This window comes from Planctomycetota bacterium (assembly GCA_035384565.1).
Lineage (GTDB): Bacteria > Planctomycetota > PUPC01 > DSUN01 > DSUN01 > DAOOIT01.
On record DAOOIT010000008.1, the window covers coordinates 1 to 23131 of the forward strand.

19 protein-coding genes are annotated in these 23131 nt (G+C 69.0%); 10 read left to right on the forward strand and 9 right to left on the reverse strand.

Annotated features, from left to right (window positions below; all coding sequences use genetic code 11):
• Positions 1–299: 299 nt before the first annotated feature.
• From PLE19_04510 to dprA, 5 genes are all read left to right on the forward strand, one after another.
• Positions 300–1985: a TrkH family potassium uptake protein gene (locus PLE19_04510; protein ID HPD14184.1), complete on the forward strand. Its 1686-nt coding sequence runs from the start codon at positions 300–302 to the stop codon at positions 1983–1985.
• 18 nt (positions 1986–2003) lie between these two features.
• A complete protein-coding gene (locus tag PLE19_04515; protein HPD14185.1) occupies positions 2004–2690 on the forward strand; it encodes a TrkA family potassium uptake protein in 687 nt (228 codons plus the stop codon).
• Positions 2691–2693: 3 nt separating this feature from the next.
• Positions 2694–3482, forward strand: coding sequence for a hypothetical protein (locus tag PLE19_04520; protein HPD14186.1), 789 nt, complete (start codon positions 2694–2696; stop codon positions 3480–3482).
• Between the two features lie 14 nt (positions 3483–3496).
• Positions 3497–4306 (forward strand): hypothetical protein, encoded by an 810-nt coding sequence (locus PLE19_04525; protein HPD14187.1) that lies wholly within the window; start codon positions 3497–3499, stop codon positions 4304–4306.
• A 323-nt stretch (positions 4307–4629) separates the two neighbouring features.
• Complete coding sequence (gene dprA, locus PLE19_04530) at positions 4630–5766, forward strand: DNA-processing protein DprA (GenBank protein HPD14188.1); 1137 nt, start codon at positions 4630–4632, stop codon at positions 5764–5766.
• Positions 5767–5772: 6 nt separating this feature from the next.
• Here dprA and PLE19_04535 read toward each other — a convergent pair whose 3' ends face one another.
• Complete coding sequence (locus PLE19_04535) at positions 5773–6810, reverse strand: Gfo/Idh/MocA family oxidoreductase (protein HPD14189.1); 1038 nt, start codon at positions 6808–6810, stop codon at positions 5773–5775.
• Between the two features lie 12 nt (positions 6811–6822).
• On the reverse strand, positions 6823–8100 hold the full coding sequence (locus PLE19_04540) for a DegT/DnrJ/EryC1/StrS family aminotransferase (GenBank protein HPD14190.1): 1278 nt from the start codon (positions 8098–8100) through the stop codon (positions 6823–6825).
• A gap of 170 nt (positions 8101–8270) precedes the next feature.
• Here PLE19_04540 and msrB point away from each other — a divergent pair, with 170 nt between their 5' ends.
• The gene (gene msrB / locus PLE19_04545) at positions 8271–8837 is read left to right on the forward strand and encodes a peptide-methionine (R)-S-oxide reductase MsrB (GenBank protein ID HPD14191.1); all 567 of its coding nucleotides are present in this window, start codon (positions 8271–8273) and stop codon (positions 8835–8837) included.
• Here msrB and PLE19_04550 read toward each other — a convergent pair.
• On the reverse strand, positions 8809–9876 hold the full coding sequence (locus tag PLE19_04550; protein HPD14192.1) for a zinc-binding dehydrogenase: 1068 nt from the start codon (positions 9874–9876) through the stop codon (positions 8809–8811). The two genes, msrB and PLE19_04550, sit on opposite strands and share 29 nt — an antisense overlap.
• Positions 9877–10028: 152 nt before the next feature.
• On the reverse strand, positions 10029–11033 hold the full coding sequence (locus tag PLE19_04555; protein HPD14193.1) for an aldo/keto reductase: 1005 nt from the start codon (positions 11031–11033) through the stop codon (positions 10029–10031).
• A 176-nt stretch (positions 11034–11209) separates the two neighbouring features.
• Here PLE19_04555 and PLE19_04560 point away from each other — a divergent pair, with 176 nt between their 5' ends.
• The 3 genes from PLE19_04560 to PLE19_04570 all read left to right on the forward strand — a co-directional run bounded on the left by PLE19_04560 (position 11210) and on the right by PLE19_04570 (position 15753).
• Positions 11210–12130: a hypothetical protein gene (locus tag PLE19_04560; GenBank protein ID HPD14194.1), complete on the forward strand. Its 921-nt coding sequence runs from the start codon at positions 11210–11212 to the stop codon at positions 12128–12130.
• A 169-nt stretch (positions 12131–12299) separates the two neighbouring features.
• Entirely contained in the window at positions 12300–13955 is a 1656-nt protein-coding gene (locus tag PLE19_04565; GenBank protein HPD14195.1) for a ThuA domain-containing protein, read from the forward strand.
• Positions 13956–14163: 208 nt separating this feature from the next.
• Positions 14164–15753 (forward strand): ThuA domain-containing protein, encoded by a 1590-nt coding sequence (locus PLE19_04570; protein ID HPD14196.1) that lies wholly within the window; start codon positions 14164–14166, stop codon positions 15751–15753.
• Here the strand turns inward: PLE19_04570 and PLE19_04575 are convergent.
• From PLE19_04575 to PLE19_04595, 5 genes are all read right to left on the reverse strand, one after another.
• Positions 15737–16831: an ABC transporter ATP-binding protein gene (locus PLE19_04575; GenBank protein ID HPD14197.1), complete on the reverse strand. Its 1095-nt coding sequence runs from the start codon at positions 16829–16831 to the stop codon at positions 15737–15739. The genes PLE19_04570 and PLE19_04575 overlap by 17 nt on opposite strands.
• A complete protein-coding gene (locus PLE19_04580) occupies positions 16819–17538 on the reverse strand; it encodes an ABC transporter permease (GenBank protein ID HPD14198.1) in 720 nt (239 codons plus the stop codon). Before PLE19_04580 ends, PLE19_04575 begins: the two co-directional genes overlap by 13 nt.
• 14 nt (positions 17539–17552) lie before the next feature.
• Positions 17553–18365, reverse strand: coding sequence for a substrate-binding domain-containing protein (locus tag PLE19_04585; GenBank protein ID HPD14199.1), 813 nt, complete (start codon positions 18363–18365; stop codon positions 17553–17555).
• A gap of 84 nt (positions 18366–18449) precedes the next feature.
• On the reverse strand, positions 18450–20807 hold the full coding sequence (locus PLE19_04590) for a glycoside hydrolase (protein ID HPD14200.1): 2358 nt from the start codon (positions 20805–20807) through the stop codon (positions 18450–18452).
• Between the two features lie 25 nt (positions 20808–20832).
• Positions 20833–21726, reverse strand: a complete 894-nt coding sequence (locus tag PLE19_04595; GenBank protein ID HPD14201.1) for an S-adenosyl-l-methionine hydroxide adenosyltransferase family protein — start codon at positions 21724–21726, stop codon at positions 20833–20835.
• 170 nt (positions 21727–21896) lie between these two features.
• On the opposite strand from PLE19_04595, the gene PLE19_04600 reads away from it, so the two are divergent.
• On the forward strand, positions 21897–23126 hold the full coding sequence (locus PLE19_04600) for an amidohydrolase family protein (GenBank protein HPD14202.1): 1230 nt from the start codon (positions 21897–21899) through the stop codon (positions 23124–23126).
• Positions 23127–23131: the final 5 nt, after the last annotated feature.

Genomic DNA, 23131 nt, shown 5'->3' on the forward strand with positions numbered 1-23131 from the left:
GGTCGCCCGCGTTCGCGGGCTGCAAGGCCCTCACGTGTGGGAGAAGATGAGGGCGCTGCCCTGGGCTATCCCATGCGAGCCCTTCAGGCTCCAGAGAAAGCCACCCTCCCTGCAATTCCGGCCCACACCCAGGGGCATCTGGCCTGTTGCATGGCCTGGCGCTTTCGTTATAATCTTTGTATAGGCTGGTTGCGGTCTGCCCCCCTGGCCGCTTAGGAGCCGGGTGCGGTGTCGCCCGGCGGGTCAACACCATGAGTCCCCCTCCCAACGACGAGGCCCGTGCCCGAGGCGTGCGAGCCGTGCGGCTCGCTCTGGACGGCGTGGCGCTTGTGGTGACCCTGGGGATCGGGGTGGCCCTGGCCGTCTGGGCCGCGGCGCCGATGACGCGGGAAGGGCACGAGTGGCTCCGCGGGCTGGATGTGGTGGTGCTCGTGGTGTTCGTGGCCGAGGTGGCCCTTCGGATCGCGCTGGCGCGGGCGCGGCTGGAGGCCCTGGGGGCCAGGTGGTTCGACTTCTTCGTCCTCGCCGCCCTGTTGCAGGCGCTGGGCGACGAGCAGGCGACCTGGCCGTGGTTCCTGGTGCGTCAGGGTCTGGCCGCCCTGGCGTGGACGCTGCGGCGGCCGGCGGCGCGGCGCCTTCTCAGCCGTCTGTGGGCGCACCCGGCGCCGCTGCTCGTGGGCAGCTTCGCGGGCGCCATCCTCCTCGGCGCCGCGGTGCTCGCCCTGCCGATCGCGAGCGCCACGGGCGCCAGCATCGGGCTGCTGGACGCGTTGTTCACCTCCACGTCGGCCGTGTGTGTGACGGGGCTGGTCGTGAAGGACACGGGGTGTGACTTCACGCTGTTCGGGCAACTGGTGATCCTGTGGTTGATCCAGCTCGGGGGGCTGGGTATCATGACATTTTCGGTCTCGATGGTGCTCGTGCTGGGGCGCGCGCTGGCGGCCATGCCAGGCCGGGCCATGCGCGACATGCTCGACCAGCAGAGCGCGCGCGAGGCCGTGCACCTGGTGCGCTTCATCACCGTCTCCACGCTGGCCATCGAGGCGGTGGGGGCCGGGGCCCTGTTCTGCTGGTTCGGCGCCAGCGAGGGCTACACGGCGCGCTGCGCCTACTCGGCGATCTTCCACTCCATCTCGGCCTTCTGCAACGCCGGCTTCTCGCTCTATGGGCGCAGCTTCGAGGCCTATCGCAGCCACGTGGGCGTGAACCTCGTGCTCACGTCCCTGATCATCCTCGGGGGGCTGGGCTTTCCCGTGATGCGCGACCTGCTGGTCCTGGGCCGCCGTCGCCGCCTGGGCGAGGGCCGCTCGCCGGGCCTGCGCACCCAAACGCGCGTGGTGCTCACCACCTCGGCCATCCTCATCGTGGCGGGCGCCGCGCTCTTCTACGTGCTCGAGCTGCCGGCGACCCTGAAGGACCTGCGCCCCGGCGAACGCGTGCTCGCCAGCTACTTCCAGTCGGTCACGGCCAGGACCGCGGGGTTCAACACGGTGGACATCGGCTCGGTGAGGGCGCCGGCGCTGGTGGTGCTGATGGCTCTGATGTACATCGGGGCATCGCCCGGCTCCACGGGGGGCGGCATCAAGACCACCACGGCGGCCATTCTCTTCCAGGCCATGCGCTCGGCCTTCCGGCGCCGGCCCCAGGTCGAGCTGTTCCGGCGCACCGTGCCGCGTTCGACCATCCGGCGCTCCATCGCGCTGGTGACCCTCACGATCCTGCTGCTGATCGCGGCGACGATCGCGCTGACAGCGGCGGAGCCGGAGCTCCCCTTCGAGCGCGTGCTCTTCGAGGCGATCTCGGCCTTCGGCACGGTGGGCCTCTCGACCGGGATCACCGCGGCCCTCTCGATGCCGGGCAAGCTGATCATCATCGTGCTGATGTTCGCGGGGCGCGTGGGGCCGCTCACGCTCATGTTCTCGCTGCTCGGCGAGGGCCGCCCCGCGCGCTATACGTACCCCCAGACCCACATGATGGTGGGCTGAAGCCAGAGGAGAGGCGCTATGCCACGCGTTGCCGTGTTCGGCCTCGGGCAGTTCGGGCGGACGCTCGCGGAGGCCCTCACCAATCAGGGCGCCGAGGTGATGGCCTTCGATACCTCGGCCGAGCGGGTCGAGGACATCAAGGACCAAGTCGCCATGGCCGTGGAGCTCGACTCGACGGACGAGCGCGCGCTGCGGGCCGTGGGCCTCGACCAGGTGCAGTTGGCCATCGTGACGATGGGCACGAACATCGAGGCCAATATCCTCACCTCGGCGCTCCTCAAGCAGCTCGGCGTGCCGCGCATCTTCGCGCGCGCCAGCACCGCCATCCAGGAGCGCATCCTGCGCGCCATCGGAGTCAACAAGATCATCAACATCGAGCGCGAGATGGGCGAGGCCATCGCCACCACGCTCGCCATCGGCGACGTCCACCGATTCTTCACCCTCGCCACCGGGCACAGCCTCGTGGAGGTGGACGTGCCGCCGTACCTCGTCGGCAAGACGATCGAGGAGATGCAGCTCCGCCAGCGCCACAATGTCAACGTCGTCGCGGTCAAGAAGCGCGCGCCGGACGTGGACGAGCGCGGCCGCCGCACGCTGCGCGAGGAGATCAGCGTGGTGCCCAAGCCCAACGAGGCCTTCGAGGAGGGCGATCTGCTGATCCTCGCGGGCGAGAACGCCGACATTCAGGCCCTCTTGAAGGGATGAGCCGTGACTCTTCTGGACGTTCGGCGCCGCCTCCTGAGCCGGCCGCGCCTCTGGTTCCTCCTGCTTCTGTGGCCCATGGCGGCCCTCCTGCTGATCCTGGCCCCGCTCGGAATCTACCAGTCCGACACGGCGGTCGGCGGAGCGCTCCTGAGCGCCGTCGTGGCCCTGGCGGTGGCGAGCCTCATCCTCCTCGCGCTGCTCGCCCGCCGCTTCTACCGCGCCCTCCGCGAGCTGCGCAACCGCCTCTTCGAGGGCGACTACGAGATGGCCCTCGACATCGCCCGCCGCGATCCGGCGCTCGGCAAGGCCCTCGGGTTCGAGAAGGCTCTGATGCGGATGCTGGAGTTCGACTCGCGCCGCGCCGACAAGGTGGCCGCTCTCACCCGCCTGCTCAGCAGCATCCTCCAGGAGGCCGGCCTGCCCTTCTTCGTGGCGGACCTCGAGGAGGACCTGATGCACCTCAGCCGGGCCGCCCGCCAGCTCTTCGGGGTCAACGTGGACCGCTTCTCGCTCCTGGCGCTGCTCCTGATGCCGGCCAACCGCGAGTTCGCGGCGCTCTACGGCCTCGCCGCGCGGGGCGAGCGGGCCCGCGCCGAAGCGGTGCTCACGCTGCACCTCCCCGTGCGCCAGGCCGCCCGCGAGCTGGCCGTGCGATTGTTCGCGGTCCAGAGCGACGAGGGGATGGTCCTCTACATCCTGGGCTTCCTCAGCGCCCCGAAGCCCAACGCCGCCGTGCCCCCCAAGCCCGAAGACCCCGCTCGGAAGGCCCCCGCGCCCAGCCCCGTGCCCTAAGCAGAGGAGAGCCGATGCAACTCCCGAAGGTGGATTTCTGTGGCGTCCAGGTCAGCCGCATCGCCGTCGGCGGCAACCCCTTCAGCGGCATCGGCCACCAGGACGGCGCGCTCGACCAGGCGATGAAGAACTACTACACGGTCGCCCGCATCAAGGAGACCCTCTTCCAGTGCGAGGAGGCGGGCATCAACACCGCCTTCATGCGGGCCGACAACCACATCATCCGCCTGCTGCGCGAGTACTGGAACGAGGGCGGCAGGATCCAGTGGTTCGCCCAGCACGCGCCCGAGCACCGCAACCTGCTCGAGAACATCCGCGCCGCCAAGGGCGGCGGCGCCACCGGCATCTACATCCAGGGCGGCGTCACCGACGCGCTCCAGGAGGCGGGCAAGCTGGACGACCTGCGCGAGGCCCTCGCCCTCCTTCGGAAGCTCGGCGGCCCCAGCGGCATCGCCGGCCACCAGCCCAAGAGCCACCGCGACGCCCAGGCCCTCGGCCTCGACTTCGACTTCCACATGGTCTGCTTCTACAACCTCACCGGCCGCCGCGGCAAGATTGACGTGGCCGACCCCGACGCCGAGCGCTACCGCCCCGAGGACCGCGAGGCCGCGGCCGCCATGCTCCGCGAGCTTCGCCGCCCCTGCGTGGCCTACAAGATCATGGCCGCGGGCCGCAACAACCCCCGCGAGGCCATCCCCTACGCCGTCCGACACCTCAAGCCCACCGACATCACCTGCATCGGCTTCTTCCCCAAGGACCGGCCGAACGAGATACGCGAGGACATCGAGATCTTCTGCGAAGCCCTCGAACAGCGGAAGGAGTGACCGCGAATCCCGCGAATCTGCGCGAATCGGCAGGCAGACCCAGCATCTCGCTCCGGAGTTGGCTCTTCCCTCCGATTCGCGATGAGCCGCATGATTCGCGATCCTTTTCCCTGGTCCCCACGCTCCCGCGTGGGGAAGCACGGTCTTGGACGCTCCGGCGTCCCTCTTGTCTGGCGCGGGTGAGGTAGGGAATGGGCGGACGCAGGAGCGTCCAAGACATGGGATTCCGACGGAGGACCGTCGGGACGAGAGAGCTTGCGTCCTCTCCTCATTCGCGACGATTCGCGTGATTCGCGGCCCCCTTCTGCTCTGGAATCTGTGACTTGGAATCTGGAATATGTGATCCAGCCTCGGGCCTGCTGCGTGACCTCGTGGCGCTGAACATGACCCTGCGCCTCACCGTCGAGGACTATGAGCGTCTCGCCTCCGCCCTCGGCGGCCACGAGGCCCTCCGCCAGGCATCGGCCAGCGAACTCCAGCACCGGGGGGGCCTGGGGCCGAAGCTGGCCGCCGAAGCCGCACGCCTGCTCCGCAGCGACGACCCCGACGAGGAACTCCGCCAGGCCGACGAGCGCGGCATCGCCATCGTGCCCTTCATCAGCCCCGACTACCCGGCCATCCTGCGCCGCACGCCCGAGCCGCCCTTGGTGCTTTACGTGCAGGGCGCGATGGAGAAAGCCGACGCCGTGGCCCTGGCCGTCGTCGGCTCGCGCTTCCCCACCCACTACGGCGTCACGCAGGCCGGGCGCCTGGCCGCCGAACTGGCCGCCCGCGGCCTCACCATCGTGAGCGGCTTGGCCCAGGGCATTGACACCGCGGCCCACCGCGCCGCCCTCGACGCCGGCGGCCGCACCCTCGCCGTCCTCGGCGGCGGCATCGCACGCCTCTATCCCGCCGAGAACGCCGCCCTGGCCGACGAAATCGTCCAGCACGGCGCCGTCGTCAGCGAGTTCCCCATTCACACGAGGCCACGCGACTTCAACTTCCCCCGCCGCAACCGCATCGTGAGCGGCCTGTCGCTGGGCGTGCTCGTGGTCGAGGCGGCCCTCCAGAGCGGCGCCCTGAGCACCGCCGACTGGGCGCTCGCCCAGGGCCGCGAGGTCTTCGCCCTGCCCGGCCGCGTCACCGACAAGCGCAGCCGCGGCTGCCACCTGCTCATCAAGCAGGGCGCGAAACTCGCCGAAACGTGCGAGGATATTCTGGAGGAACTGGGCGACGTGGGCAAGGCCCTCGCGCCTCCGCGTCCCCGCGCCAGGGAGGAGCCGCTCGCCCTCGCCGCCGACCAACTCGCCGTCTACAAGGCCATCGGCGACGACCCGACGCACATAGACGCCATCGCCGACGCCGCCGGCCTTCCCGCGCCGCAGGTGGCCAGCCTGCTGATGCTCCTGGAACTCAAGCGCCTCGTCACCCAGCTTCCCGGCAAGCACTTCGTCCGCCAGGCCGAGCAGCCCGGCTAGGCGCCGTCACAGCCGCACCACCCGCCCCGTGCAGGCCGAGCGATAGGCGGCCTCGACGACCCGCAGGTTCCACAGCCCGTCCTCGAGCGGCACAGCGGGGCGGCCGCCCGTGCGGACGGCGCGCGTGAAGTCCTCGATCTCGGCCCGATAGGTGTTCACCTGGCGGAAGGGGATGGCCCGCTCCTTCGCGGCCGCGCGCTGCTGCCGGGCATCGTAGCCGCCCGTCTTCACGCTCACGAGGCGGACCGTGCCTCCGGGCGTCTGGCCAATCGTGCCTTCGCACCGGATGCCGCCCGTCGAGCCGTAGATCTCGAGCACGTTCCGCGACGCCTCGTCGGGCACGTTGAACAGGTTGTCCACCACGCCCAGCGCGCCCGAGGCGAAGCGGAACGTCACGAGCGCCGTGTCCTCGCTCTGGTAGTCGTGAACGACGTTGCCGAGGAAGGCGTGGACCTCGGCGACGCGGCCGAGGAACATCTCCAGCAGGTCGAAGCAGTGATTGCCCATGTCGGCGAACGAGCCGCCGCCGCCGAGGGCGGGGTCCTGCCGCCACGCGCCGGCGATGGGCGGGTACCAGCAGCTCAGTTGGGCGCGGCCCATCACGGGCTTGCCGATGGCGCCGCTCTCGATGAGCTGCCTGATCTTCACGTGCGCGCCGTGGTGGCGCATCATGAAGCCTGTGCCGACGAGGATGCCTTTCCGCTTCGCGGCGGCCGCGAGGCGCCGGCCCTGGGCCACGGTCATCGCCAGCGGCTTCTCGACGAGCACGTGTTTGCCCGCCGCGATGGCCGCCAGCGCCTGCGGCGCGTGGGCGATGGTGGGCGTGGCGATGTAGACCGCCTCCACGTCGCCCCGCGCCAGCAGCGGCTCGATCTCGGTGAACCACGGCACGCCGCCGAAGCGCTCGGAGGCGGCCTGGGCTCGGGCCGCGTCCACATCCATCACCGCGGCCAGCCGCGCACCGCGTGCGGGCAGGATGCCCTCGGGAATCGTCCGCCGCGACGCAATCCCCCCCGCCCCAATCACGCCCCAGCCGACTGCCATTGGTCCACCTCCTTACTTCCGGAACGCGGCCAGGCATTTCACCACCGCCTTCACCACCTGCCGCTGGTGCTGCACTGTGTAGACGGGATGGAGGACGAAGAGGACGAGGGTGCGCTCTTCCAGCCACGCGGCGTTGGGGCAATGGACGCGCGAGTAGTCCACCGCCCTCGGGTCGGCGTTCGGGTCGCCGAAGGGGTAGTTGAGTCGCCCGAAGCCACGCCGTTCCTGATAGGCCCGCTCCTTGTAGCTCTGGGGCCAGAAGACGGGGCCGCAGGGCACGCCCTCGGCGCCCAGGGCCGCCACGAACTCGCGGATGGTGCACCGCAGCTTCTCGATGTCCAGCACCAGGGGATACACCCAGAAGCCGTTCTCGCGTACGCCGTCGCCGTGCGGCGGCACGGAGACGACTTCGGGGAGCCTCGAGAACTCGCGGTTGAGGTAGGCGCCGAACTGGCGGCGGCGCCGGAGGTTCCAGCCGTCGAGCCGCCGCAGGGCGTGGAGGCCGAGGATGCTCTGCACCTCGGTGAGGCGGAAGTTGAAGCCCACGCGGTTGTGGATGTAGGGCAGCTTGGCCTCGAGCTCCAGCAGGCGCAGGCGCTGCTGCACATCGTAGCCGTGGTCGCGGAACGAGCGGCACTCCCAGGCCACGGCCTCGTCGTCGGTGGTCACCATGCCGCCCTCGCCGCCCGTGGTGAAGGTCTTGCTCTGGCAGAAGCTGAAGGCGTTGGCGTGGCCGAACGTGCCCACCTTGCGGCCCTTCCACGTGGCGCCGTGGGCCTGCGCACAGTCCTCGACCACGAACAGCTTGTGGCGGCGGGCCACGCGCAGCAGGCCGTCTATGTCGCACACGTTGCCGTAGAGGTGAACGGGGATGATGGCGCGCGTGCGGGGCGTGATGGCGGCCTCCACGGCCTTGGGGTCCATCGTGTGGTCGTCGCGTTTGACATCCACAAACACGGGCACGGCGCCCGCCTGGCAGGCGCAGAAGGACGAGGCGATGAACGAGTAGGGCGTGCAGATCACCTCGTCGCCGGGGCCGATGCCCAGGCCGGCCAGGGCCACGTGCAGGGCACTCGTGCCGCTGGAGGTCGAGATGGCGAACCGCGCGCCGCACCAGGCCGCGAACTTCTCCTCGAACTCCATGCCGCGCGGGCCTGTCCAGTAGTTCACCTTGCCGGAGCGCAGCGCGCCGGCCGCGTCGCGGATGGCGGCCTCGGTGAAGCAGGGCCAGCCGGCCCACGAGGCGGTGCAGGCGGGCTTTCCGCCCTCGATTGCCAGTTTCTCGGCCATGGCGGGGCCTCCTCGGGCTAGGCGTTGGGCGACTCCCCCGCAGCAGCCTAGCGCCCGGCCCGCCGCGCGTCAAGTCGCACGCGGCGCGGCGCGCACCGAGTTCCTCTTGCGGCCCGACGCCGCCCGATCTAAGCTGAGAATAGAGGGCGTAAGCGAAGGAGATGCACGCGATGGCGCTGACAAGAGCCTGCCCCCTGGCGCTCGCCCTGCTGGGTCTCGCGGCGCTCGAGGCCTGCCGGGCGGGCGAGACCGCCCACCCGAACAAGCCCCCGCAACGCGGCGAGGGGCCGAGGGAGAAGCCCATGGCCAAGGTGGCGAAGACAGACGACGAGTGGCGCAAGCTGCTCACGCCCGAGCAATACCACATCCTGCGCGAGAAGGGCACCGAGCGGGCCTTCAGCGGCAAGTACGACAAGTTCAACGGGAAAGGCGTCTACCGCTGCGCCGGCTGCGGCGCGGTGCTGTTCACCTCGGAAGCGAAGTACGATTCCGGCTGCGGCTGGCCCGCCTATTGGAAGGCAGCGGATCCGAAGGCCATCGTCGAGACCGTGGACACGAGCCACGGCATGGTGCGCACCGAGATCACCTGCGCCCGTTGCGGCGGCCACCTGGGGCACGTGTTCGATGACGGCCCCCGGCCCACCGGCCTGCGCTACTGCGTGAACTCGGCGGCGCTGGAGTTCGAGGCGGAGAAGCCCAAGGCGGCCGCTAAGCCCGAAGCCGCACCAGAGCCTTGACCACCCGCCGCTGCCGCACGGCCTCGAACGCCTCGCCAATGTCGCCGAGGGCGAACGGGTGCTCGAGGTCGAGCCACACCGAAGCGTCGAGCCTGCCCGCCTGGAACAGAGCAGCCACCTGGTCGTGAGTCTCGGCCTCGTCGTAGCCGCCGTTGAAGAAGGTGAACGTGCCGCGCGACCGCCCGGGGTCGAGCGTGCACCTGCCGTAGTCGTCAATGCCGTAGATGCCGATCGTGCCGCCGGGCCGCAGCAGCGACAGGCCGAGGTCGGCCAGCCCCACCTTGCCCACGGCGTCAATCACGAGGTCGAAGCCGTCGGGGCATAGATTCAGCGCCGCCTTCCGCACGTCGCCGGCCTTGTAGCTCAGGAAGGCCGTGGCCCCCGCTCTCAGGGCGATGGCCTGGCGCACAGGCGAGCCGATCATCACGCGCACGGGGCATCCGGCGTTCCGCGCGTGGGCGATGTAGGCCAAGGCGTTGCCGCCCGAGCCGATCACCAGCAAGCTCCCTGTGGGCGGGGCCTCTGTGCCCCGCGATTCACGGGACGGGGACGTGCCGCCCACAATGCCCATGCGGTTGGCGTAGCTGAGCGTTTCGCGCCAGGTGATGAACATCGTGGCCGCGGCGGGGTCGGTGCCGGGCGGCAGCACGCGCTGCATGCGACAGCCGCCCCAGACCGAAGGCGGCGCCCCGTCCTCCTGCGCGGCGCGGAAGTCGGTGGCGATGCCAAACTCGGCGAAGCCTCCCCAGGTGACGCTGGCCCCGCCGACCGGCGTGGTGCCCACGCGGGGAATCAGGTCGCCTGGCTTCAGGTGCCGCACCTTCGGCCCGAGCTTCACCACCCGCCCCACGCTCTCGTGGCCGAGCACCGTGGGATAGGGCGAGATCCAGGGGAAGTTGCCCTCGATGATATGCGAGTCGGTGCCCGAGCAGGTGGCGCCGTAGAGCAGTTCGCAGAGCGCCTGGTAGTCGCCCGGCGCCGGCTCGGGGATGTCGCGCACGGCCAGGCGATTGGGGCCTTCGACAAGGGCGGCTTTCATGGGTTTCTCCTGCGACGGACCAGCGACGCCAGGCGCGGAGCAGGGCGGACAACATGGACACTATGAACAATATGGACGCGTCGTGGGAGAGGCTTGCCTGTGCTCCTCGAGTCCATTGCGTCCATCGTGTCCATGCTTTCGGCCTCGCGCGCCTACAGCGGCCCGGGGCCCTTGTAGCCCTTCCAGCCGAAGCACAGGGTGGGCCGCTCCTCGCAGGGGCGGAAGGGCACCATGGCCGCGATGGCGTCGAGTCGCTTCAGCACGTCGGCCGGCAGCGGCCCCTTGGCGGCATAGGCCACGTTCTGCTCGACCTCGGCCTGCGAGCGGGCGCCCATGAGGGTGCACGAGATGTCGGGGTTCGAGAGCACGAAGCGAATCGCGCACTCGACCAGGGGCAGGCCGGTCTCGTCCAGCAGCGCGTAGAGGGCCTTGAGCTGGTTGCGGCGCGGCAGGCTGAGCCACGGCGCGCCGCCGTTCACCTCGTCGTCGAAGCGGCGGGCGAGGGCGCCCTGCTGGAGCGGGGAGCCGATGACCACGCCCATGCGATTGGCCTTGGCCGCGGGCAGCACCTCGTGCTCGGCCTCGCGCCAGAGCAGGCTGTAGTTGAAGGCCGTGAGCACGACGTCGAACCGCCCCGTGGCGGCCAGGCAGGCGAGCTGCCGGGTCGTCGTGCCGCCGATGCCGGTGAAGCGGACGACGCCTTCGGCCTTCAGTTCGTCGAGGAGGTCGAGCACGGGGCCTTCCACGGGCGCGCCCGCCTCCCACATCGGCGAGCGGGTCCACCAGTCGTACTGGCCGGGCCGGTCGGGCTCGTGGACGAAGAGGATGTCAATGCGCCCGCGGCCGAGCAGGCGCAGGCTCTCCTCGACCGATTGGCGGAGGCACGCCTTGTCCTGCGGCTTGAACGGCTGGGGGCGGCCGCCGAGCTTGGTCGAGACGATCAGGGGCGCCTTCACATCGGCCAGGATGCGCCCGAGCACCTCTTCGCTGTTGCCGTAGGTCGGCGCCGTGTCCACGTAGTTCACGCCCAGCTCGAAGGCCCGGAGCGCCGCGGCGCGCGACTGCTCGAACTCGCCCCCGAACTTCGAGAGGAACAGCCCGCCGAGCGACAGTTCGGTCACGCTCAGCCCCGTGCGGCCCAGCACCCTGGTCTTCATTGGCGTCTCCCTGAAGAGGAGGTCGGAACACGTTGTCGGGGAGAGATTACGCACTCCCACGTTGCCTGTCAACCGCCGATTGCATTGGCGCGCCGCTTGTGCTAGCATTGCGCGGCGATGGCGCGAGATTCAGCGGCGTTCTGGCAGTGTCGTGCCCTTTGGTCAGGAGAGGCCGGATGAAACTGAAGAAGTGGCTGGTGCGTGGCGCGGTGGGCGTGGTGGTGCTGCTTGTCGCCGTCGTAGTCGCCATCTGGCTCTGGGGCGACGCGGCCGCGCGCAAGGGCGTGGAGATTGGCGGCACCTCGGCCCTGGGCGTGGAGACCACCCTCAAGTCGGCCTCGATCGGCTGGCTCAGCGGCACCGTAGGCATCCGCGGCCTGAAGATCGCCAATCCCCAGGGCTACCAGACCGACCGCCTGATGGCCCTCGGCGGCGGCAAGGTGGCCTGCGACATCGGGTCGCTGCTCAGCGACGAGGTGGTGGTGCGCGAGATCCTCATCGAGGAGCCCGAACTCACCATCGAGCTGAAGCCCGGCCTCCCGCCCAAGAGCAACCTCGGCGACCTGCTCGCCTCGATGAAGTCCGACGAGCCGGCCCCGGCCAAGAAGGAAGAGCCCAAGGCCGACAAAGGCGAGGGCAAGCGCTTCCGCGTAGACCTCATTCGCGTGACGAAGACCAAGGTGCGCTTCCACCTGCTCATGGGCAAGACGGCCGACCTCGTGCTGCCCGACATCGAGCTCAAGGAGGTGCGGAACAGCGACGGCACGCTGCCGCGGCTGGTGGACATCTTCCGCCAGGTGCTGGTGGGCATGAGCACGTCGGCCTTCCAGAACGCCCACGGCATCGTGCCCGACGACCTGCTGAAGAGCTTCGGCGACCCGCTGGCCTCGGCCCAGAAGCTCATCGGCGGCAGCGTGAAGTTCGCGGGAGAGGCTGCCGGCCAGGCCGTCAAGAGCGCCAGCGCGGCGGCGGAAGCGGCCACGAAGTCGGTGACTGGGGCCGCCGAGGGCGCCACCAAGGCCGTCGGCGAGGTGGGCAAAGGCGTCGGCGGCGCGCTCGAAGGCATCCTGGGCAAGAAGAAAAAGAAGACCCCGTGACCCGCGGCACTGCGCCGCGTCCTCTGCCGTTCCCCCAGGGGCAGGCCCTCGCGCCTGCCCCTGCTGTTTGAACTCCCCTGCCCTTCCATAGTATTATGATCACCGTGTGACGGCTTCTTCGGACAGGCCTAGACCCCCTTCGTTCCAAAGGAGATGCGCGGTGAAGAGAATGGCGGCGGCTCTGGCGCTGGCGGGGCTCGCGGCTGCCTCGGCGGCCGATGCGGCGGCCAAGAAGGTGCTCATCTTCGGCAACGCGATGGGCTTCCGCCACGACAGCGCCATCAAGGAAGGCGGCCCCATCCTCGAACAGATCGCCAAGGGCCTCGGCTACGAACCCGTCGTGACCGAGGACCCCGCCGTCCTCAACCCCGAAGCGATCAAGCAGTGGAACCTCCTCCTCTTCAACAACACCACTGGCGACCCCACCGCCGAACGGAAGCTCGTGCGCGAGGAGGTGGGCAAGGAGGGCAAGAAGAAGCCCGTCTACCAGACCATCCCGCACCCCGAGCGCCGCAAGGCCCTCATCGAGCGAGTCAGGGACGGGGCCGGGTGGATCGGCTTCCACGGAGCCGGCGACTCGCTCTACGACTCTCCAGAGTACAACGAGATGGTCAACGGCTGGTTCGCCGGCCACCCCTGGAGCGGGAAGGTCCGGGTCACCATCGAGGAGCCAGACCATCCGCTGATGAAGCCCTTCGGCAAGGGGCCGTGGGAGGTCTCCGACGAAATCTACCAGTTCCGCAACTACGACCGCTCCCGCGCCCGCATCCTGATGAGCATCTACCGCCCGAGCGTCGAAGCCTATCGCGGCAACCGCAAGGACCGCGACTACGCGACCTGCTGGATCAGCCGCTTCGGCAAGGGCCGCGTGATGTACCAGGCCCACGGCCACGCGGGCAACGTCTTCAAGATGCCCGAGTTCCAGGAGCACCTGAAGCTCGCCATGCAATGGGCCATTGGCGACCTCGAGGTGCCGGTCGAGCCCAGCAAGGTGGAGGACCCCAAGGTCGTGGCGGCGAGGGCCGTCGAGCGGCTCAAGGCGGCCAAGACCGATGAGGAGCGGATTGACGCCCTCGACCTTGCCGCCGCGGCCCCCAGCCAAGAGGCGCTGCCGCTGGCCCTCGCCCTCCTGGAGCCGCAGGGCAAGGTGGCCGAGTTTGCCGCCGACACGGTTCAGGCCAACGCCGCCGCGCTCCCCGACCTGCCCAAGGACCAGAAGGTCGAGGCCCTCCGCAAGGCCCTCGACGCCTGCGGGAACAAGCGGGACCTCCGCAAGGCCATCAAGGCGCAACTCACGCAGCTCGGCGTGGCCGACCTGCCCCTCTACGCGCCGCCGGGCTTCGTCACCCACTGGTTCGTCGCCGGCCCGCTGCCCAACAAGGACAGCGAGCTCCTGGCCAAGGCGTATCCGCCCGAGAGCGGCGTGGACATCGAGAAAGGCTTCGAGGCCGATGGCAAGCCCATCGCCTGGAAACGAGTCACCTGCGACGACGACGGCATCGTGAAGCTGCGCGACCTGGTCTCGAAGGCCGACGCCGTGGGCGGCTACGCCTATGCGGAGATCACCGTCGAGAAGGACACGCCCGTGCAGGTTCTCCTCGGCGCCCGCGAGCACTTCACCGCCTGGCTCAACGGCGAGAAGCTCGGCGAGCAGATCGGCACCAAGGGTCTGCGGCCCGGCGAGTTCAAGTACAAGGCCGTCCTCAAGCCGGGCGCCAACAAGCTCCTCGTCAAGGTGAGCCAGACCAAGGGCGACTGGGGCCTTGCCGCCCAGATCGTGGGGCCGAAGAACGAGAAGATCGCGTTCGCGGTGAGGGAGAAGTAGCACGCTCAGATGTGGGCGTCAACCTCTGGAGTGCGGCGCGAAGCGCCGCTTTGGGTCCGCCCCGGCGCGACCCAAGGAAACGGGGTAAGCCCGCGAGGCCGCGCGCTGGCACATCCTAAGCGGCGCTTCGCGCCGCACTCCGGACGGCTAGCGCACTCAACCAACGCAGTAGTCCGATCGCAGAGGAAGGAGCATTGCCGTGAAGCGAATGGCCGCCACCTGTGTTCTTGCGGGAGTCCTCCTGGGCATCGCGGCGCCCCGTGCCGCCGCCGAGAAGAAGAACGTCCTTCTCTTCGGCCTCACGAAAGGCTTCCGGCACGGGGATGCCATTGACAAGGGCAGCCCGATCATGAAGACCATCGCCGAAAGCCTCGGCTACAACGCTGTCGTGAGCGAGGACGTCACACTCCTCAGCCCCGAGAACATCAGGAAGTGGAACCTGATCGTCTTCAACAACACCACCGGCACGCTGTTCAAGGAGCCCGAGTGGCAGAAGGCGTTCATGGACCACATCAAGGCCGGGGCCGGCTTCATGGGCTTCCACTCCTCGACCGACTGCTTCTACGACTGGCCCGAGTATGGCCAGATGCTCAACGGCTGGTTCGCCGGCCACCCCTGGAGCCAGAAGGTCCGCACGAAGATCGAGGACCCCGACCACCCGCTGATGAAGCCCTTCGGCAAAGGCCCCTTCGAGATAGCCGACGAAATCTACCAGTTCCGAAACTACAAGCGCTCCGACGTCCGCATCCTGATGAGCATAGATAACTCGAGCGTGGACGTGACCCGCGGCGGCCGCAAGGACCGCGACTACGCGATCTGCTGGATTCGCCCCTGGGGCAAGGGCCGCGTCTTCTACAACGCCCACGGCCACGGCGCCAACGTGTTCGAGGACAAGACGTTCCAAGAGCACATCAAGCTCGCCATGCAGTGGGCCATCGGCGACCTGGACGTGGACACGACACCGAGCAAGGAGCTGGACACCGCGGCGCTGGCCGCCAAGGCCGTCGCTGCGCTCAAGGCCGCCAAGAGCGACGACGAGCGCATCGAAGCCCTGGGCATCCTCTCCTGGTGCCCCCACAAAGAGGCCCTCGACCTGGCCGTCGCCCAGTTCGACGTCAACCAGAAGGTCGCCGCCGCCGCGGCCGCCGCCGTTCAGGGCATCCTCGCCGAGCCGAGCGAGGTGTCGAAGGACCGGCAGATCGAAGTCCTCAAGAAGGCCCTCGCCCTCACCGACAGCCGCGACGTGCGCAAAGCCGTCCGCGCCCAGCTCGGCAAGCTCGGCGTCACAGACCTCCCTGTCAGCGTCCCGCCCGGATTCGTCGCCCGCTGGGCAGTCGCCGGCCCCATCCCGAACCCCAGGAACGAGCTCTTCGACAAGGGCGCGCCGCCTGAGACTGAGGTGAACCTGGACAAGGGCTTCGCCTTCGACGGCAAGGACTACGCCTGGAAGAAGGCCCTGAGCGACGACGACGGCATCGTGAACCTCAACCAGGCCCTGGGCAACGGCAATCAGTGCATCGGCTACATGTACGCCGAGGTCACGGTCGCGAAGGAGACCGAGGCCGAGCTGAGGCTTGGCAGCGACGACGGCTTCGTCCTCTGGCTCAACGGCACCCGCCTCGGCGGCGTGAACACCAGCCGCGCCTGCCAGCCAGGCTCGGACAAGTTCAAGGCCACCCTCAAGGCCGGCGCCAACAAGGTGCTGATGAAGGTGATCCAGGGCGGCGGCGATTGGAGCGGCTGCCTCCAGATCGTCGGTCCCAAGGGCGAGGCGGTGGCCTTCACAGTTGCGAAGTAATGGAGGAACGACCGCCCCGACGGATCAGATGGATGGATGTGGCCTTCACTCCTGCCCACGCCTGCGCCCCCAGCGCAAGGGATAGCTCCCGGAACGCTGAGGGGGTGACGAGCGCTCTCAATCGGAACCCGCACTCTAGCGTGAGGCCCAGCGTCCTCCCATAGGGTCGCAGATCGCTGATTGTGCCTTCGAACCAATTGCGCACGCTCCCCTCGGGCTTGTACCTGGAGACGAAGACGTCCTCAGGCCTCACGCAGACGAGGACGTCTTCCCCTGGCTCTCCGTCGCCGGGAACGAAGAAGGTCTGGCTGCCGACCGAGACGGCCAGGAGCTCGCCATCGTTGGTCGTCACCTTGCCCGCAAGGACGGTCTCGACGCCGACGAGACGCGCCACGGCGTCGGTGGCGGGCATGGAGAAGACCTCCTCCACCGCCCCCTCCTGGCAGATGGCTCCGCCGAGCATCACCGCCAGGCGCGTGCCGAAGAACGCCGCCTCCTCGCGGTGATGGGTCACGAGCACCGTCGTCTGCCCGGTCTCCATCACGATGCGGCGGAGCTCGAGGAGGAGTTCCTCCCGCGTAGGCGCGTCGAGGGCGGAGAAAGGCTCATCGAGGAACAGAATCTCGGGTTGGATGATGAAGGCTCGCGCCAGGTTGACCCGTTGGGCCTCGCCGCCCGAGAGCTGGTCCACCCGCCGCGAGAGGAGCGCCCCGATGGCGAACAGGGCTGCCGCCTTATCCAGCCGCCCCTTGATCTCCTCGCTGGGAAGCCCGCGCAGCCGCAGGCCATACGTGACATTGCTGAGCACGGTGCCACGGAAGAAGACCGGCTTCTGGAGGAGCAGGGCGAAGCGCCGCCGAATCGCCAGGCTGTTCCCCGCGTCCACCCGCGTCCCATCGTGCCACACCTCTCCCTGGGTCGGCATCTCGACGAGCGACAGCAGCCGCAGGAGCGTGCTCTTGCCCGAGCCGTTCGGGCCCAGCAGCACGAGCCGCTCGCCCCGGCCGACGCGGAAGAAGGGCACGCCCAGGACCCGCCGCCCCCCATAGCGTTGCTCGATGTTCCTCACCTCCAGCATCGGAACGGCGCTCCTCCCGTGCCTTTCTGCTGAATGCGGGTCAGCACGAGGTTCATGGCGAAGCTCAGGACGAGGAGGAGAATGGCCAGGGCGATGGCCATTTCGAGGCGGCCCATGCGGGTTTCGAGGACGATGGCAGTCGTGAGCACTCGGGTGTCGCCCTTGAGGTTGCCGCCGACCATCAGCACGGCCCCGACCTCGGAGACGACGCTGCCGAAGGCGGCCATGATCGCCGCCAGCAGCGGCAGGCGGGCCTCCTGGAGCACCGCCCACAGCGCCTGCCACCTCGACGCGCCCAGGGCGCGGGCCTGGAGCGCCACCATCGGGTCCACCTGCTGAAGGGCCGCCATAGACACCCCCGCCACGATCGGCAACGCGATGATCACCTGTGCGATCACCATCGCCGTGGGAGTGTAGATGAGGTTCAGCCCGCCCAGCGGGCCGCTCCGCCACAGGAGGATGGCCACGAATAGCCCCACCACCACGGGAGGCAGCCCCATGCCCGTATTCACCAGCGCCATGAGCAGGCGACGCCCGAAGAAGGCCCGCAGCGCGAGGAGAACGCCCAGCGGCATCCCCAGCGCCAGCGCGATGAGCGTCGAGGCCCCGGACACGCAGACGGTGAGCCAGGCAATCTGCACCACCTCGCGGTCCAGACTGACCAGGAGCTCAATCGCCTTCGCTAAGCCGCGAAACAGGAAGTCCATGCCCGCCCTCTCATTCAGTGGGTCGCCGCATCCGGCGCGAAGAGGGGCTGGCCGTACCGCGCCCTGCCGAACTCCCGGATGATCCCCTGCGCGGCGGCCCCCGTGAGGAACTCCACGAACGCCTGCGCCCCCTGGGAGTTTGCCTTCGGGTGCTTCTGCGCGTTGACCGTGATCACGTGGTAGGGGTTGAAGAGTTTCGCGTCGCCCTCGACGAGGGTGGCCAGGGCCAGCGTCGGTTTGAGGGCGAGATACGTCCCCCGGTCGGAGAGGATGTATGCCTTCTTTTCGCTGGCGATCTTCAGGCACTCGCCCATGCCCTGCCCCGCCTCGACGTACCACTGGCCCGCGGGCGTCAGCTTCGCCGCCGCCCAAAGCTCCTGCTCCTTCCTATGCGTGCCGGAGCGATCGGCGCGGGACACAAAGGTCACCTTCGCCTCGGCGATCTTGGCGAACGCGTTGGCAATCGCGCCCCCCTTGGCGCCCGCGGGGTCGGAGGCCGGCCCCAGGAGCACGAAGTCGTTGTGCATCACCGCCTTCCGTTGCCCGCCGAAGCCCTGCTTCATGTAGTCCTCCTCGGACTTGGGGGCGTGGACCAGGAGGACATCCGCGTCGCCTCGCTCGCCCATCTTCAGCGCTTCGCCCGTGCCGACCGCGATGACCTTGACCCTATAGCGGCTGGCCTTCTCGAACTCTGGGACCAGCACATCGAGCAGGCCGCTGTCCTGGGTGCTCGTCGTCGTGGCGAGGACTATGGGCTTCTTCTCCCCCTGGCCGCACGCCGCAAGCAGCAGGGCACAATGGAGCACCAACGCGCCCTGTGGCCTCACGTCTACTCTTCTCGTCATTTGTCGTCTGCCAAACGCCGCCCACAGTATCGCCGCTGCCTTGCGCGGGGTCAAGCACAGGCCACTTCATTGCGGCTCGGACGCCACTCCCGCGGCGTGGAGAGCCAGCGGGGCAAGCATCGTGCCATTGGCCAAGACAAATGGCTTGTCGCCGAAGTTGGCCGTGACGACCACTCCGTTGGCGAAACGAGTCTCCTGTACGGCGTGGTCGGGGGTGAGCCATCTGTGGGACAGCATTTCGCTGTAGCCCGTGGCACGGGCCGTCGGCTCGATGGTCTTGTAGCTTCGGACGAAGCGGTCGCGGCTCGCCTCCCAAAGCTTGCGGTCGAACATGAACATCGGGGGTGTGCCGTAGAGGGCGTTCCAGAGGTCCCGGCGGTCCCACAGGCTGGGAAGTTTGTTGTTGTAGTCGCCCCAGTACCACTGGGCCACGACGCAGTCGTGGTAGACGAGTTCCCAGAGCGGCAGTCGGTAGAAGTGGCCGGTCTGGAACTTGGCCACCGGCTCGGGCACGCTGTCCCAGAGCTTCTGCATCGCGCGGCCTGAGTCGGGCACGCGATAGGGGCCGAGGCTGAGCATGCCCTCGAAGTAATGGACGAACGGCACGGCGGCGTCGTGACCCGTCTCGCTGCCGCAGACGAGGCCGCACTCTTCGCTCACGACGCGGAGGAGTTCCATTTTCGCGCGCTTGCTCTCGGTGCGGGTGCAGGGGTGCTTGGGATCATAGCACTCGCGCCAGGGGCTGGCGGTGGTGGTGTCAATGAAGCGGCAGCGGTAGGGGTGAGTCTTCAGCTCGGCGGGGATGCGCTTCCGCGCGTAATCGGGGGCGCGGAGGTCGCACAGGACGCCGCAGGGGATCATCCCGCCATCCTTGGCCTCGACCTCCCAGCCCTTGAGCCACTCGCCGCCGGGGCCGCGCATCAGGTCGCCGTTGGCCCAGGCCTCGCTCGTCCAGTCGCCGTGGACCCAGCGGAGCTTGGGGAACTGGGCGGGGTCCATCGTGTCCTGGTAGATGTCGTAGCGGCTGGTGAGGACGCCGGACATTTCGTTGAGGGCCTTGAGCTGGTCGGGCGGGCGGCCGTTGGACCACAGGATGCGGCGGATGCCGGCGGCCTGAAGCTCGCGGGCGATGGCCGGCGCGTCCTTTTCCCAACACCATACGTTCGCCGCGCCGATGAGGAGGTCCACGTTGGGGTTGGCCTTGCGCTTCTCGTCGAGGGTCTTGAGGAGGCCCGTTTGCTTTGCGTGGTCGCGGTAGCGTTTAGCCATGGCCACGTAGCCGCCCTGGTCGAAGAAGACGTAGCGGATGACGCGCGGCGGGCCGAACTGGCCTTTCTGCGGTTGCCACTCGGGCGCGAGGTGGAGCAGGCCGTCGAGCCGCGGGAGGCGTACCGCCGCGTCGTCGGCCGTCTCGACGATGGCCATCAGGCCGCGCTCGCCATCGGTCTGGCCGTACCAGGGCATGCACAGGCCGTGGCCGCCGTAGAGGTGGTAGTGCATCGGCGGCAGCGTGGCATCGTCGGCGGGGTAGCTGATCCCCTCGTTGACCGGGAGGATGAGGAGCTGCCCCTTGGCCGTGGCGAAGGGAGGCGGGAAGGCGAGGGTGCCCGCCATTTCGCCTTTGCCCTTGAGCGTGAGCACGAGCTCGGAGCGGCTGGGGTCGAGGCGGACCGTTGCTGCGATCTCCAGCAGGCTGGCGGGGTCGAGGAGACGCAGGTCGAAGCCGCCTGCGACGGCCTTGGCGTCGCGCACGACGAGGCCGCCGGTCTTCGGGCGCTGGTCCCAGACCTGGCCCGTGCGGCGGTCGGCGGCCGACAGACGGGCGTCGGCCGTGTGGAGCGTGACCTCGAGCGCGGCGCTCGATGCTTTGAGCGTAGCGGGTAGGTCCTTCGCGCGGAGTGCGTCCATCGTGCCCTCCAGGGTGAGCGAGGCGTCGTCGAGCCACACGGTGGCCGGCCCGTGGCCGATGAGGCGCAACTGGATTGTGGCCGCGACGGGCGGGATGATGAAGCGCGAGCGGGCGAGGCGCCAGTCGGCCCCTACCCGCGCCGCGGCGGCGCCAAACGACCAGTCCATCACGCGACCCTTCGCGTCGCGGAGGATGACGCTGAGTTCAACCCTCCCCTCCCCTTGCAGGCGCGTCCAGCCCTTGAGTTCGTAGATCTGCCCGGGCTCGACGTTGAGCACGCGTTCGTGGGCGAGGCTCCAGTCCTGCGCGCCCGTGTGCTCCACACGGACAGCCTGCTTGCCGCCGTGGCGGGTCTCGGCGTCGAGCGTCGTCTTGCCGGCCTTCGGCTCGCGGGTCCACAATGGGTGCCAGCCGGCCAGGCCGGCCTCGAAATCGCCGTTGACGGCCAGGTTCTCGCCCGCGGAGCCGGGCGCCGATCCCACGAGCAGAAGCACGAGCAGTGCGCGGCGCGACATGTGCGTTGGCCTCGATGGAGGGGGACTACGGCTTCCACACTTCGACGGGCAGCCCTGGCCGCGCCTGGAGGCGTTGGGCGAGGTCGCCCAGGTTGACGGCCAGCTCGAGGTGGCCGATGCTGTCAATGAGAGCGAGGGCTCGGCCCTGGGGCACGTCGCCATAGGTGGAGGCGAAGACGGCCTCGACAGTGGCCTCGCCGACTTTGGCCGCCAGCTTGTCGCCCCGCTTAAGGCCGGCTTGGGCGATCAGTTCGGCCGTGAGGTTGGTCACTACATTGCCGTAGCGGTCCACGCGCAGCACGGAGCCCCTGAGGCGGCCGGCATCGAGCGTGGGGTCCACGACGGGCAGCATCACCAGCTCGGCCTGCTTGAGCCTCAGGCCCATCGAGCCGAGCGAGGCGCCGCCGGCCAGCAGCGCCCCCGAGGGCACGAACAGGTCGCGGCCCTGGAAGGTGCGCGACGGGCGGTGGCCAAGGGGCTGGAAGTCCGAGATATCGCGTGCGTCGGCCAGGCCATCGCGGCGGATCACGAACGTGAGCAGCCCGTTGTCGGGCGCGACGTAGAAGTGCCCTGCCTCGGTGCGAATGGCGATGGCCCGCCGCTTCGTGCCCACGCCGGGATCCACCACGGCCACGAACACAGTGCCCGGCGGGAACTCCTTGGCCGCGAGGGCCAGGGTCACAGCGCCCTCCCAGACGTCGAACGGCGCGATCTCGTGCGTGATCGACTCGATGCGCACGGCGGGGTTCACGCGATAGGCGGCGCCTTTGGCTGCGGCCACGTAGTGGTCGCGCTCGCCGAAGTCGGTCAGCAGCACCAGCAGGCCCGACCGGGTCGGCTCGAGCCCCATCGGCGGCCCCGCGCACGAGGCCATCACTATCGCCAGCAGCCCCCACACCCACCGGCCCATCGCGCCCATCGCGGTTCCCCTTTCGGCTCCAGTCGCGCCGACGTCGTCTACATGGCATTCTAGCGGGGCCGCGGCGCACCGTCAATGCCGAAGAACGGATCGCTTGACGGGGACGTGGATGCTATACTGTGGGCATCGGTCGGCAGGCGCCCATGCTATCGAAGCCAGGAGACCCACGAATGCTGAGCGAGACGGCCCAAGCCCTGCTGCGAGACATGGCGGAGTTCGAGATCATTGACTGTCACGAGCACCTCGGCCCCGAGCGAAACCGCGTGGCGGCGCAGGTGGACGTCTTCACGCTGTTCGCTCACTACACGCGGGGCGACCTGGCGGTGGCGGGGATGAGCGACGCACAGTACCAGAGCCTGTTTAACCGCGACATCCCGCTGGCCCGTCGCTGGGCGGTCTTCGAGCCGTTCTGGGAGCAGATTCGCTGGGGCTCGTACGCCCGCGCCGCGTTGCTTGCGGCCCAGCGGTTCTACGGCGCCGACGACATCAATGCGAGGACATTCGAGGCCATCTCCGAGGCGATGCAGCAGGCCAACACGCCCGGCCTCTACGACCGCGTGCTGCGCCAGGCCTGCAACATCCGCACCTGTCTCACCCAGTGCGGCTCGACCGACCTCGGGGGCACGCCGCTCCTCACGCCCGTGATGCCGCTGGCCTACGAGATGGAGACGTGGCAGGCCCTGAGCCGTCCGCCCTTCGAGCCCAACGCCGCCGTCCGCTCGCTCGACGACACGCTCGACGCGGTCCGCCGCTACGTCGTCCGCGTGAAAGCCGAGGGCGCCGTGGGGCTCAAGATGATGTCGAATCCCTACAAGGACCCAAAGCGCGAGGAGGCCCTGAGCGCCTTCGAAAGTCTGCGGAGCGGCGCCGTCAGCCGCCTGCCCGTGCCCAATCCGCTGCGCGACTACGTCGTGGACCAGGCTATCTCCGCCGCCGCCGACAACGACCTGGTCGTCTGCGTGCACACGGGCTACTGGGGCGACTTCCGCCTGCTCGACCCGCTGCACATGATCCCCATCCTCCAGCGCCACCCGCGGGCGCGGTTCGACATCTACCACGTGGGCTATCCCTGGGTGCGCGAGGCCCTGATGCTGGGCAAAGGCTTCCCCAACGTGTGGCTGAACTTCTGCTGGACCCACATCATCTCGCAGAAGTTCGCCATGGACGCCCTGGACGAGGCGATTGACCTGATCCCGATGAACAAGCTGCTGGCCTTCGGCGGCGACTATGGGGTGCCCGTCGAAAAGGTTTACGGCCACCTGGTCATGGCCCGCGAGGACGTGGCCCGCGTGCTGGCCCGCCGCATCGCCGACGGCCAGATGACCGCCGCCCAGGCCCTCGCCCTGGCCCGCCAGTGGTTCGTCGAGAACCCCAAAGCCCTTTATCGCCTGAAGGCATGAAGAGC